The 11,716-nt window shown below is 44.2% G+C and carries 15 protein-coding genes; 1 reads left to right on the forward strand and 14 read right to left on the reverse strand.

The annotated features are described in order from the left end of the window. Position 1 precedes the first annotated feature (1 nt). The 8 genes from HGP28_RS18010 to HGP28_RS18045 form a co-directional block, all read right to left on the reverse strand. Positions 2 to 223, reverse strand: coding sequence for a DUF6148 family protein (locus HGP28_RS18010; protein WP_103189367.1), 222 nt, complete (start codon positions 221 to 223; stop codon positions 2 to 4). Continuing rightward, positions 223 to 2,292 (reverse strand): terminase gpA endonuclease subunit, encoded by a 2,070-nt coding sequence (locus HGP28_RS18015; RefSeq protein WP_165387138.1) that lies wholly within the window; start codon positions 2,290 to 2,292, stop codon positions 223 to 225. The genes HGP28_RS18010 and HGP28_RS18015 overlap by 1 nt, the downstream gene beginning before the upstream one ends. Further along, a complete protein-coding gene (locus tag HGP28_RS18020; RefSeq protein ID WP_168837839.1) occupies positions 2,261 to 2,806 on the reverse strand; it encodes a DUF1441 family protein in 546 nt (181 codons plus the stop codon). The genes HGP28_RS18015 and HGP28_RS18020 overlap by 32 nt, the downstream gene beginning before the upstream one ends. 148 nt (positions 2,807 to 2,954) lie before the next feature. Beyond that, a complete protein-coding gene (locus HGP28_RS18025; protein ID WP_168837840.1) occupies positions 2,955 to 3,335 on the reverse strand; it encodes a WYL domain-containing protein in 381 nt (126 codons plus the stop codon). 73 nt (positions 3,336 to 3,408) lie between these two features. Continuing rightward, positions 3,409 to 3,837, reverse strand: a complete 429-nt coding sequence (locus HGP28_RS18030) for a hypothetical protein (RefSeq protein WP_168837841.1) — start codon at positions 3,835 to 3,837, stop codon at positions 3,409 to 3,411. Between the two features lie 651 nt (positions 3,838 to 4,488). Beyond that, positions 4,489 to 4,770: a hypothetical protein gene (locus HGP28_RS18035; protein ID WP_103189372.1), complete on the reverse strand. Its 282-nt coding sequence runs from the start codon at positions 4,768 to 4,770 to the stop codon at positions 4,489 to 4,491. Between the two features lie 213 nt (positions 4,771 to 4,983). Then, entirely contained in the window at positions 4,984 to 5,580 is a 597-nt protein-coding gene (locus tag HGP28_RS18040) for a bacteriophage antitermination protein Q (protein WP_168837842.1), read from the reverse strand. Between the two features lie 4 nt (positions 5,581 to 5,584). Further along, positions 5,585 to 6,172 carry a hypothetical protein gene (locus HGP28_RS18045; RefSeq protein ID WP_138222982.1) on the reverse strand — a complete coding sequence of 196 codons (588 nt, stop codon included), beginning with the start codon at positions 6,170 to 6,172 and terminating at the stop codon, positions 5,585 to 5,587. A 611-nt stretch (positions 6,173 to 6,783) separates the two neighbouring features. Here HGP28_RS18045 and HGP28_RS18050 point away from each other — a divergent pair. Further along, positions 6,784 to 7,353, forward strand: a complete 570-nt coding sequence (locus HGP28_RS18050; protein WP_103176254.1) for a LexA family transcriptional regulator — start codon at positions 6,784 to 6,786, stop codon at positions 7,351 to 7,353. A 22-nt stretch (positions 7,354 to 7,375) separates the two neighbouring features. On the opposite strand, the gene HGP28_RS18055 is transcribed toward HGP28_RS18050, so the two are convergent. The 6 genes from HGP28_RS18055 to HGP28_RS18080 form a co-directional block, all read right to left on the reverse strand. Continuing rightward, positions 7,376 to 7,720, reverse strand: a complete 345-nt coding sequence (locus tag HGP28_RS18055; protein ID WP_168837843.1) for a hypothetical protein — start codon at positions 7,718 to 7,720, stop codon at positions 7,376 to 7,378. Beyond that, positions 7,717 to 8,055: a hypothetical protein gene (locus HGP28_RS18060; RefSeq protein WP_168837844.1), complete on the reverse strand. Its 339-nt coding sequence runs from the start codon at positions 8,053 to 8,055 to the stop codon at positions 7,717 to 7,719. The genes HGP28_RS18055 and HGP28_RS18060 overlap by 4 nt, the downstream gene beginning before the upstream one ends. Then, positions 8,055 to 9,074 carry a hypothetical protein gene (locus tag HGP28_RS18065; RefSeq protein ID WP_168837845.1) on the reverse strand — a complete coding sequence of 340 codons (1,020 nt, stop codon included), beginning with the start codon at positions 9,072 to 9,074 and terminating at the stop codon, positions 8,055 to 8,057. The genes HGP28_RS18060 and HGP28_RS18065 overlap by 1 nt, the downstream gene beginning before the upstream one ends. 213 nt (positions 9,075 to 9,287) lie before the next feature. Beyond that, entirely contained in the window at positions 9,288 to 9,779 is a 492-nt protein-coding gene (locus HGP28_RS18070; protein WP_168837846.1) for a hypothetical protein, read from the reverse strand. 3 nt (positions 9,780 to 9,782) lie between these two features. Further along, positions 9,783 to 10,094 carry a hypothetical protein gene (locus HGP28_RS19140; RefSeq protein WP_211092059.1) on the reverse strand — a complete coding sequence of 104 codons (312 nt, stop codon included), beginning with the start codon at positions 10,092 to 10,094 and terminating at the stop codon, positions 9,783 to 9,785. 269 nt (positions 10,095 to 10,363) lie between these two features. Next, the gene (locus HGP28_RS18080) at positions 10,364 to 11,629 is read right to left on the reverse strand and encodes a tyrosine-type recombinase/integrase (RefSeq protein WP_168837847.1); all 1,266 of its coding nucleotides are present in this window, start codon (positions 11,627 to 11,629) and stop codon (positions 10,364 to 10,366) included. Positions 11,630 to 11,716 lie beyond the last annotated feature (87 nt).

Consider the following 11,716-nt stretch of genomic DNA (forward strand, 5'->3'; position numbering starts at 1 on the left):
ATCACACCCTTGCTGCGTATTGACGAGTTCGACCACGCTTTGGATTTCTTACGGCAGCTAACTGAGCTTGCAGCTCTTTGATTGCCGCCTGAACGGTACTAAGGTTTGCTCGCTGCAAATCTCGTTCGTCTTCATCCTTGATGCGCTGACCTTGCTCTAAAATTTCTTGTTCGGTGGCTTTATAACGAGCCAAGCGAGCTTCTAAATCTGCAATGCTGCTCATTAAGTTAAACCTCTTGATATCACGCGCTTGCGTTTGCGTGGTTGTGATGCGGTGGTGTGCTCGCCTCGCCTTGAAACGTTCACGTTTATATTCAGTGGAGCCGCCCAATTTGGTGGTTTGTTCCAATCAATCGCCATTGCTCTTGTATGCCAAAGCCCTGCAAAGGCGTACTGAGCATGGTCAAACGGTTCATTGTTCTTGCCTTTCGGGCAGTACCAATGACCTTTGTCGTTTTTCTCCTCCGACAAAAGCCCGTTGTACCAATCTTGCTTAGCCCAAAAAGGAGGACGAAAATAACGAGGACTATCGCTTTGTTCATTCATCATTGATGAGTAAACAGAGCTTTTCACCACATTGGAGTTAATGTTGAGCAGCGGAATATCACCACGCGCTGCCATTGGGTGATCACTTGACGAATCAGGCTCACTGATTTTTGTCCAGCCATCCCACTCCTTTTCTCTGAATGCTCGCGGGTTACCCTTAAGCAACAGAAAGCGGCTTTCTAAGCCTTTCTTCTGCAGTTCTCGGTAGAACTGATACGCATGAAACGTGGTGTTACCCTCGCCCTCTTCGTTATCTGAACCACCCGAATCACACAAAGTTAGGCGGGGAACGATGGTCAAATCAGTGCCGTCTATGGTGTATTCTTTGTTGATCACCTTGTCGATGATTGGTAGCCAGTCATCCACATAAACATGAGGCTGTACGCGCTGCGGCTCACCCGCCTCCGTTCTCTGCTCGTTAAGCAAGATTTGAAAACGGTCTATAGGTTGCCATTGGCAGTGCTCAGCAAATGCCGTGACTTGCACATCAAAACGGCTGTTTGCACCGCCCTGTACGTCGATGGTTGCCAATAAGAAACGAGTATCTGCAGGTGCAACGCCTTGCGGCAACTGGTAATCCGTCGCCCTTTCTTGCAGGCGCTCACCTGTCAGCTCAGACTCAACCGCAATTGGGGTGTAAGGTCTGCCAACTGTGGTGTTAAAAAATGCCTGCAGTTTCGATTCATCCCCGAACTGCTCATAGTATTCCCAAGCATTCAGGTATTCGCGCACCATTTCAGACCAGTCATTGAAAGAAGCACAAACCCCCTCAAACCAAAATGAACGGCGGCGATTGTTTGGCGGCGTGATATCTTGTCGATTGCCTAGCTCGTCAACTTCTGACGGGTACATATAATCACCCGCCAAATTCAATTCATACTTATCTGTGGGCTGCATCTCATGAGAGCAATGAGGACAATTCGCCCTCACTGAATGCTCGTCTTTATCATCCCAAGTGAGCAGCTCCCACTTTACTGGGTACCACTTATCGCAGTTTGGACAGTTCCAATACCAGACCTCACAAGAACCCTCGTTATACAGTCCGGTAATGCCTCCCGCTCTTGGAGCTTGGTGGGGTTTTAAACCTTCCTGATCTTTGACAGGGATACGAGACGGACTGGCTTCTGCAATGCAAATGCCATCACTACCACTTTGCAGAGTACGCTTCGCGCCACGGGCGAACTTATCACCCTCGCTGCCCCCTGCGCCTGTGCCGTCATCCTCTGAGCGGTCATAATCGGTAAAGATAACCACCGCATAACCCTGAGCAGAGAGCGCATCATTGGTGGGTGAGTTAATGGTTACGGTGGAATCGTTTCTAAATCGCTTACGCTCAATGCCGTTATCATGGCGATTTCCGGTCATAAGCTTTTTGATTGGCTCAGTGTTGAGCACCATTCGACCTAACTCTTTATCCGAATAACCATGCGCAGTACGCTGACTGGCAAAGATCAAAAGAATGTCGCCAGGATTTTGCCAAACTCGATAAAACACCACGCCATCTAATAGCGTTTTTGTTTTGGTCGAACGAGCTGAACCCATCAAAGCAATTTCTTGGCACATACGCTCAAAAGCCGCCAATAAGGGCTTTCTCATGTATGGAGCTATGGAGGAATCAAACTTAACCACGCCGCCTGCGTCAGCGATATAAAGATAGGTATCGCACGCTGTTACTGCGTCGATTTCCTCTACCTCGACCACTTCTGCAGCCTCGTTAATCACTGCTCTGATGCTCTTGTAACTCATCGGCATACTCCTGAGCAGATCGAATAACTTCTTTCAACATATTAACGAGCTTGTTATCCAGTCTCTCAGAGTGTTTACCACTCCAATCTGGACAAATCCGCTCAGCCTCGGTGGGGATTTGGCGAAACTTCTTTTTCAAAATGGCAAACATGCCTGAGAACATCGCCACGGCTTCGGCAGCTTTGACCAACTGCCTTTGTTCAAGCTCGCGCTTTTGTTGCTGCCCTAGCGCCATTTCGTACTCTTTAAACTCTTTCATTGAGCCGAACGCTTGCAACAGCTCTTCAATCTCTTCGACTTTGCTATCACTCAACGTCCGATTTCGACGCCTACTTGCTTTCTTTTGCTCAACCAAATACGGCGCAAGATCTTTGCATTCGAAAACATCATTGCCGCGCTTATCTTTTCCACACGGTTTAATGTCGTTTTCTTCAATCACCTTTTTAATTGTGTTGGGTGACTTCTTCCAATAGTTCGCCGCCTCCGTTTTGTTCATTGCGTACTTGGAGGTCATAGAGAGCGCCTCCTATGCGTAAAACGTGAGGCATAAAAAAAGCCACCTCAAAAGAAGCAGCCTTTATGCTTTTGTTGTATTGCCTTTATTTTTTTCAAAGCACTAAAAATGTATATCACTGGTGATATACATACATAACACTCAATGTTTATGCAGAAATAATCTTATACACAATCCAAAGCACAAGAGTAATGACAGCGAGAGCGCCTAACCCCACAACTCCAGCAAGAGCAAACCAACCTGCCAATTCTAGGCGAGATTTCAGCCCCGAAAACATCAAGGAAAATTTACTAGGCTTAGGTTCCCAATGGTAGGTGCTAGTTGCCCGACCTATGATTTCAGTATCATCAACCCTAAATGTTTTAACTTCATTACTGATATGACAGACCGCTTGAAAGCATCTTGTTTCCTCATCAACACTGATCGGGGTTAACTCTCGTATATCACCAGGATTACTTCCACCGTAATAGGCAACCATCATCTTTCGTTCTTTATCAGCTGCAGCTTGCAACTGCTCCAACACACCCATACAAACCTCCTGACGTATTCAACATCAGCATATTTAACAGGGTGTCAGAAATCGACAGTTACTAAGGTTAGTCTTACTCTTTTGTGATCTTCATATAATCACCATAATCAATACTGCGCCACCACTTGGCGAACAGCTTAGCGCGAGCTATACGTTTTTTCGGTACGCTATCAACGTTCGATAGAATCCAAGCGCCAGAAACGATCAGAGATAAGGTTGGGTTGCTAGCCAGTTGGGCAAACTTTATCAACTTCAAATCCATACCAAACGCTTTCAAAATCTCTTTGCGGTATTCATAAAATCCGTGGTGGTGCTGCATAAGCCCAAACTGATAATGCGAGATTGAACACACACCACCAAACTGGCTTTTTACTTGACCTGCATTCGACTCAACCAATGTTATTTCATACAACAAACGTCCAAGGTTACGCACACCAAATGCGTGACCTACAAGAAAACAAGCATCTTTAAGATGCGAAGGGGATAAAGCGCCATGTTCCATTTACCTAGCTCCGTTACTGGTGCAACTGATCGCAACGCCAAATAATTAGCATTGTGGTGATTATTATTTTTTGCCTTTCTTGGGGTGAACGAACCCGCACACGGTTAAGTGTGTAAATGTATATTATTGGTGATATACACTAATGCAGAGTTACCGATAATTGCTTTTAAGTAGGCTCGGTTACCAATCGAGAAAGGGAACCAGCAAACTACCGACGTTGAAAATGATTAGGTTTATTCGCCTAACCCCCTAATAGAAGGTTCCCTTTTGGCAAACTTAGAAAGCAAAAAAGCCCGTAACAACCGCTTGGGTTATCACTAGGCTTTTATGTCTGAATAAGTTTGTTTGATGCGCTGCACCCTACGGGATAAGCGGCTTGGCTATGTCTATGCATAATATGACCTTTGGGTTGTGTTTACACTTACCACCAAGGTTTCCAATCTTGGGTGGCAAGCTAGAACGAGGTTGGAAACTACCGCCCCAAAGAAACGGCCTGCCTAAGCAGCCCCGCCCTAGCTCACCATAGAATAGGTGTGCGCAGACGCACAGCATTACGCTGTGTCTTTGGGTATGTTTCGAGGTTTCCAATCTCGGTGTTGGATTTTGCCAACACCTCGCCATTGTTATAAATACACATATGCATGTCAACGTTTATACGCCCTTTTTAAAGGCTTGCTGCGCCACAAACTTGATTATATGAATGTGACCTAATGCGCCAAAGATGCCGTAAACCACCGTTTGGCTGTATGACATACCTTGCATTAAGCCCAAGTGCCACGCCCCGAACGCCATTGCTAATGCAATGAATAACTCAGCAAAGAATATCTTGGGGGAGATCTTTTCTGATTTTTTCAACATCACGCCTAACCTGGCAATAATAAAAACCGCAACAAACAACAAAAAGCCGTTTGTCTCTTTGTCATTCGTTAACATAAAGCACAACCTGATTAGTTTGAATGTTTGAGAAGTGACGGCATAAAAAAAGCCCCTCGCTTGCGCTAAGGGGCTTTGGTCAACGTCAGTTGGCTATCGTGAGAATTAAGGGACTCTTCGACGATGGGAAAATACTACTACACGAGGTCAGGTTATTGCAACAATAAAAGCTCAAATTTGAGTTATTTTTAGTTACGGAAGAATGATCAAGGCTTAAATTTGAGTGTTATGAGCAATATAAAACGCACGTAACGCTAGCTTATCTAATGCATAAAACTGACTTGTGATATTGTCATTATGCTTGGCGTAGCACTCAAAGTAGGTTTGCTTTTTAACGCCAATCGCCTCAAATAGATTTCGTTGCAAACAATCCACAAACTCCCGCCGTGTAAGGCGCTCAACCAACATGGTTTCTACTTTTTCCTTAGTTGGCTTGCGACAGTTATCTAATGGCAGCTCATTAACAACCACATTAACCAAAGAAGGCACCAGGCTGTTCGATGGGTTTTCTCCGTAACGATACACCAACCACTTAGCCAGGTGAGTGGGTAGTTTTTTGATTGTTCGCTGCACCCTTAAGTGCTCAAACACATCCTCGGAACAATTAAGTTTTGATGTCCCTTTACGGCGAGAGCTAGTTGCACTTAACGGCTCTGCGGGGCGCTCATTATCATTGGTAATACGCTTGGTGCTGCCAACATTAAAAATCGCCCTTTCAGAACCATCGTTAGATTTCGACGGTTGATAGGTCGCAAGCGCTTCCATGATCAGCGTGCGGTTTGCTTCCAATAGCTCTTCGTCGAAACTCATTGCGCTACTCTACCTCGCTCATTGAAAAGTTATTGATGTTATGACGGGTACCCACTGCACCTGTTCCCGCATTAATCTTTCTTGCTTCATCCAAACACTTAGCCGCCAAGCCTAATAAGCTGTCTATCATTTGGTTGGAGCTTTCTAAACTATCTTTTTCATCGTACTTACCATCATGAGCTGGCTCTGCAGTGCTCACCATAGAGGCGACACTCTCTAGCACCTCATTGATTGAAGCATCACAAGCCGTGCCGCTTTCTATTTCCGGCAACGTATCTAAAAAGCCATGAATGGCGTAGATCTCTTTCAAGGCAGAGTCGCGGTACTTCTTAGGCAAACAATCTAGCCACTGCCACTTCCAACTCAGAGGCATAGGGTGAGAGCCTTTTAGGTAACGGTGCACCATGCGTGAAACACTCGCTTCCCAATTATCTTGCTCAGCTACGGTGGGATTTTCTGGCGCAAACTTTTTCAATCGGGGCGCTAGCATATCCAAAGCTAGTGATTTGACTGATTCATTACTGGTTAGCAACCAAGTTTGGGTGTGACGAACGATTATCTCTGATTCATTTGGAAATTTATTATTGTTCACTTTAAGAGTCCCCTTACTGACATTTAAACACAAATAGCTCATATTTGAGCTTTATTTTAGCGTAGATTTTCGACAGTGGGTAGTGAGTTATACCTCTGTTTGAACAATGTTTTGAGTCAAATCGAACATGTTAAGGAGATAGCGAACGAAGCTAATTATTGAATCACCGTGTCTTCACGCTGACATGAAAAGATTTCCATATGTAACATATAGTGATTTTAACGCTAAAAAACACTCTAAATACGTTCTTATGATCACTAGATGTTTTATAATCAATTTTAACGGAACATAAAAAAATAATAAAAATACTGGGCTTTACCAGTGGCTTACTACGCGCAAATTTCTGCGCATTATGATTAAAAACAAACAAATACAATGAGTTGCAGCCATTAAAAGGCAGGGACATAACAAACTATTCAAGAGGGATTCGCAACGCGTGGCACTTTCACTTTGCGTTGCTCACCCCTTAACAGGGCGTTAGATAACAAGACATTTAAGCGTGATTCCCAACGCTTGGCATTTTCAGTTCAAGGTTGGGTTTGGTGTTTAAGGCGGTCAACAGCAGGTTATTGGCAACTTAATTGAGCGTTACATGATATAGGAGTACAACCATGCCAGAAGCACATGAGGTTTTTGCAGCAATCCGAAAATCTAAGAAGCTGAAACAGAAAGATTTCATCGGTATCGCAAGCCGTGCGACTATCGGCAGATTTGAACAAGGTGAAGGCGACTTGCCAACACAAGTGCTTATACGTGCCTTGCGAAAAATGAACATAACTCTAGGTGAGTTCGTCACCCGTATGGAAACGGAAGAAACACACGGCTATCACACTAAGAACGTAAATGTTTTGAATTGGGCTGATATCGACAAGGAAGATCCAGAACCACAAGGGACGGTCTTCTACCCAAACGGTACCAAGTTGGAAAGTTACGCACTTAAGGTTCGAGATGCTGCAATGATCTCTCCTGACTTTGCAATGAACTACCCTGTTGGTTGTTTCATCATTGTTGAGCCTATGAAATCAGTCAACGACAATACTTTAGTGATAGTGAAGGCAGGCGGAACATTCCACTTTAGACGCAAGTACCGTGGTAAGTACATTCCTGCTAATGGTGAGTTTGAAACGATAGAGAAAGGTGAAGTGGTAGGGCGGGTTGTTGGCTGGGTTGGCAACGGTTAACCGTCGAAATCTGACGAATTTTTTATATTTTTTTCACCAATAATGCGCCTAATTGCTCAAGCTCTCTTTTCTGGCGAGAGATGATTTTTTCACTTTCCTGAGCTTTGGAGATCAAACGGTTATTGGTCTCCTGTTTTTGCTCAGTAATCAAACACTGCGCGTTATACTTCCCTTCTTGAAATCTCATTTTATTTTGCAGTGTTTGCACCTGACTCACCAAGGCGGCGTTATCCTCGGTGAGTTGCTTCTCTATGTCACTTTGACCTATCAAGGATTCGAGATAAACCACCCGCGCCAATGCGTTTGCTAACTCACTGGCGTTTGGGTCAAAGACGTTCTTTAGATATGGGTCGATTCCGCTTTTCATCGAATAAACATCCCTAGAGCACATTTTGATTCCACAGAACTGATCAAGCCTTTCACTGTTTGAATCTCCCTCTCTAAGTCGAACTCTTGATCGAAGTGCTTAGAAAAGTCTTGGCTCAGCCATTTTTCATACTTAGCCTCTTCAACCTCTAACTTTTTAAAGGCATCAAGGCACGCTTGCCCTTGAAGCTCAAAGGCTTTCGTTCTTAGCTTTTGGATTTCATCTAAATCTGGTTGCTTAAGCTTAGCTTTTAGGGCTGTAAGTTTTTTCTCTAAGCGAGCCAGCTCTTTTGTTAGCAAAGGAAGCAAAATTTCTTGAGAATTACGCGAACTCATTATGCTGCCTCCTCTGGTAGCCAACTTCTCATCGCGTCGAAATCTGAAACCGCCCAACGAGCTAAACGAATGTTCATCAACGATGTGGGATTTTCACAATCTACAATTAACTTACCAAGCGGCAGCAGAATTTCTGAGCCTTGATCAACACCAACTATATTCAGTTGAGTACATGCCTCAATCAATTTTTCAGCAATGATGTGGCGCTGTTCCTGCAGTAAGATAGACTCACTTAAATGCAAGTCGCACAATTCTTTAAGCTGCGCTAGGTTCGACTCTTTGAAGGAAACAGAATCATGCGCTTTCTCTACCATTTCAGGGCATTCAAGCGCAACTAAAGCGGCTCTTACTTCTTTGAACTCGTAATGCCCTTTCTCACCAAACATGGATTTTAGCTGGTTAATTAGAGCGCTGTAATCCTCACTGATATAACCGTTTTTAATGTCTGATTTAATCATGTTAAGAGCAAGTGGAGAGGCGAAACCATAGTAAGCTTTTGGCTTTTCTTCTTCCTCTTTGCCGTCGATTTCTGACGATTTTTTCAATAATTCTTTGAATGCACCTATCGCGCCTTGCTGGGAAATCTCACCAATTTGCACAACTTCTCGCAACTGTTCATCGCTCAATTTATCAGCCACATCCTGCAACTGCAGAGGTAACCAATCTGGTGTTTCTGGTCTGCCGTAAACGTCCACGATATCCAGTTGGTTTTCTTCAAGAACTCGACAAGCCGAAAGGTGCTTATCCAATTTTTTTGATACCCAAGAACGCATATCAATTTGCGTTGCGCCTTGGTTTGGCTCTGCCAATTCCCAAAGCGAAGTGATGTGATAAGCCTCGGTTACGAGATCAACCAGGTCTAAAACTCGGTTCATTCGATTATTGATTTTCCCGCTGCGGATAGCTTCCGAAATCGACGGGCGACTAAAGCCCGTGATGTTAGCCAAATGAACGTTGGTTACTTCTTTGGCTCTAGTGGTGGCTTGCAGGTCTTGCTGCAGTTTTTGGAGGCGATTCATAGCTTCACCCTGACGTTAATTTGAGGATCACATTGATCACGCAACTGATCACCTTAATGGCACAAAAGTGATCAGTGGGATGAGTAACATTCCTTTAAATATCAATTTCTTGACTATGGATGTGCTCAACTCCATGCGAATCAATAAAATTTTCCAAACTCGGCGTCTTCCGACCGCCATTCGTTTGATATGCTTTCAGAGTACCTACTGCGCTTACCCTACAGCTCTCAGAGAGGCGTTAAACGCCTCTGCGCCCATCGGTTCACCTAAAGAAAGCACGCTTTCATTTTGGCTTACAGGCGCATTTAGATATGGTTCTTCACGTAGATTTTCTCTGATTTCATCACGCTTCTTAGCGAGCATTTCAATGACCTGAGCGCACCGCTCTGACTGGTCATGCTTGACCGTTCTATCTACGGTTTGCCAGTCGTCAATGATGTGCTCAATCAGCTCAAGATATTGCGGTGATGCTTCCGGTATTAGCGCGAGCTGCTCAGCAAGAACTACGGAAACTGTAGGTTTGTTTAGGTACTCAGCCATATCAAAATGATTCCATTCAAGTTTGATGCTACGAGACTCAGAACCACCAAATACTCTAACGCCGCCAACTGCAGCAGTAAGAACTCTATTGACTCGTTGAAAGTCGAACATATCTAAGTCATGCAGTTCGATTTGGGTTACTCGGTTGAACGATTCAAGATTCATAAATCACCCCACGTCCTGCGGCTGCATCTTGCCAACACCACACTCATGGCATTGGTCACCTTGCTTGCCTAACTGGAACCAAGCGCCACATTCAGAGTTATCACACTGGCAGTAGTAATTTTGCTCTTCCTCCCAATTCACCCAAGCAGCTTCACCATCAGCCTCAATCTCACCAGGTAAACCACAAGAGCCACAAGTAACGCCGTCAGAATCATGCAACCATTCAGCATTGCCCTTTTCAGTTTCAACGTAGTGATCACCGTCATGCTCACAACGAGGGCAAACACCCAACCAATCAATCTTTAACTTAGCCATCTTCCTACCCCACGAACTTAGCGCTAGCAAGCTCAAGCAACTGAGCAAAACCCCAAGCAATAGCGATGCAGCCCACCGCTAACTCAGCCAATTTTTTATCCCGTAATTTCGCCAACATACCGCCCCCTTAAGCGTTTATTTTCGACACGGGATAAATAATAGCGGCTAATGACTCACATTTGAAGCTTTTTGATACATTCCTTTGAGTTTAGTCCTCAATATTGAGCTTTGAATCATGTTTTCATGTACTTAGGTTGCATCACCCCAACTCACCATCTTGCGATTGTCTTGTTTTTTTCTTGAGTTAAGAATGCCTGCCAACGAGTTAGCACCTCTCGCTTTTGTGGTTCGATGTAGGCTTGGATGTAAGTTCTATCCAGATTTGGAATGTGATGGTTGAGCAGGAACTTGATAACCAAGTGGTCTTCACTTCTCTCTGTCCAAGTAGTAGAGGCTAGCTTTCGTATGTCGTGAGACGTCCATTCGCTGTTAGAAATAGCTTTTATCAATCTACAGACAGTCGCCTTGGATATTGGCGAGCATTTAGAGTCTCGTAAATTGCTTGGGAATATGTAATCACCCTCATAGCCTTTGCTTTTTAAAAAGTTACGGTGTGACTTTAAGTATTCAAAAACCTCATCGGTAATTGGTAAGGTGTGCTCATGGTCTTTTGTCTTAATGTTCTCGGTTGGTAGGTACCAAGTCATGTTTGACAGATCGATGTGAGACCAACGAGCTAAGCGCGTTTCGCCTTGACGGGTAGAATGACTAAGCATCATATATACAAGCGTTTTCGCAATGGATGGTTCACCCTCTGTCAGTTTCATTAACTCAGGAATACGCCCAGGCTTTAGTTTGCCATCCTTGGTGGGGATGCCTTTAGGAAATGAGTTCTTGAATCGAATCTCTAACATAGGGTTGTAAGAGATCATGCCTAGCTCATTGGCGCGCTCGAACGCCGCCTTTAATATGTTGAAGTAAGCTTTAATGCTGGCAATCGCGTACTTATCACGCTGCAGCACCCAAAGCATTTTTTCTTCAACGTTGATTTTCGACACTGCTCTAACTGGCAGAGTTCCAAGCAGCGGCATGAGCTGTTTGTTAATCGCACAACGTATTTGGGTTTGACGTTCTGGTGAAATGGTGTTGTTTTCTTCGTTTCGGTTGTAGTACCAGGTAAGAAGCTCACCCACCGTTTCAAAGTGATCGGCGTTCACTGTCTTTAAGTTCTGACCTGCAGCAACATTAGCGCTAATCGCAGGTAATTGTTCTTTCATGTTCTTGGCAGACAGAAGAGGCCAAGAGCCGACTTTGCGCCAAACCTCTTTCCTCTTAGTTGAAACCTCACCGTTATGACCAACAACCTCAACGCTTTTTCTGAACACAAGCAACCAAGAACCTCTATCACGAGCTGCGTTAAAACGAAGCTTTAAAGGAAGGTTGGTAAAGTTCAGTTCATGCACGTTTTCATCTTTTTTAAAGCGGTTAATAACAGAATCTAACAGCTCGCATTTTTTAATTAATTTCTTCTTCATGAGTAAGGGAACTCCGGTTTAATTTGCTTAATAATTATACCACTAAATCGAGAAAGCCATTATAAACTATTGATTTTAAAGAGTTTA

Source organism: Vibrio agarilyticus (assembly GCF_012641465.1).
GTDB lineage: Bacteria > Pseudomonadota > Gammaproteobacteria > Enterobacterales > Vibrionaceae > Vibrio > Vibrio agarilyticus.

What these genes read in the sequence shown, in the direction of transcription:
- HGP28_RS18030 (WP_168837841.1), bottom strand. Translation starts at nt 3,837, where the DNA reads ATGGAACATGGCGCTTTATCCCCTTCGCATCTTAAAGATGCTTGTTTT.
- HGP28_RS18080 (WP_168837847.1), bottom strand. Translation starts at nt 11,629, where the DNA reads ATGAAGAAGAAATTAATTAAAAAATGCGAGCTGTTAGATTCTGTTATT.
- HGP28_RS18070 (WP_168837846.1), bottom strand. Translation starts at nt 9,779, where the DNA reads ATGAATCTTGAATCGTTCAACCGAGTAACCCAAATCGAACTGCATGAC.
- HGP28_RS18010 (WP_103189367.1), bottom strand. Translation starts at nt 223, where the DNA reads ATGAGCAGCATTGCAGATTTAGAAGCTCGCTTGGCTCGTTATAAAGCC.
- HGP28_RS18040 (WP_168837842.1), bottom strand. Translation starts at nt 5,580, where the DNA reads ATGAGTTTCGACGAAGAGCTATTGGAAGCAAACCGCACGCTGATCATG.
- HGP28_RS18015 (WP_165387138.1), bottom strand. Translation starts at nt 2,292, where the DNA reads ATGAGTTACAAGAGCATCAGAGCAGTGATTAACGAGGCTGCAGAAGTG.
- HGP28_RS18020 (WP_168837839.1), bottom strand. Translation starts at nt 2,806, where the DNA reads ATGACCTCCAAGTACGCAATGAACAAAACGGAGGCGGCGAACTATTGG.
- HGP28_RS18025 (WP_168837840.1), bottom strand. Translation starts at nt 3,335, where the DNA reads ATGGGTGTGTTGGAGCAGTTGCAAGCTGCAGCTGATAAAGAACGAAAG.
- HGP28_RS19140 (WP_211092059.1), bottom strand. Translation starts at nt 10,094, where the DNA reads ATGGCTAAGTTAAAGATTGATTGGTTGGGTGTTTGCCCTCGTTGTGAG.
- HGP28_RS18060 (WP_168837844.1), bottom strand. Translation starts at nt 8,055, where the DNA reads ATGAGTTCGCGTAATTCTCAAGAAATTTTGCTTCCTTTGCTAACAAAA.
- HGP28_RS18035 (WP_103189372.1), bottom strand. Translation starts at nt 4,770, where the DNA reads ATGTTAACGAATGACAAAGAGACAAACGGCTTTTTGTTGTTTGTTGCG.
- HGP28_RS18050 (WP_103176254.1), top strand. Translation starts at nt 6,784, where the DNA reads ATGCCAGAAGCACATGAGGTTTTTGCAGCAATCCGAAAATCTAAGAAG.
- HGP28_RS18055 (WP_168837843.1), bottom strand. Translation starts at nt 7,720, where the DNA reads ATGAAAAGCGGAATCGACCCATATCTAAAGAACGTCTTTGACCCAAAC.
- HGP28_RS18065 (WP_168837845.1), bottom strand. Translation starts at nt 9,074, where the DNA reads ATGAATCGCCTCCAAAAACTGCAGCAAGACCTGCAAGCCACCACTAGA.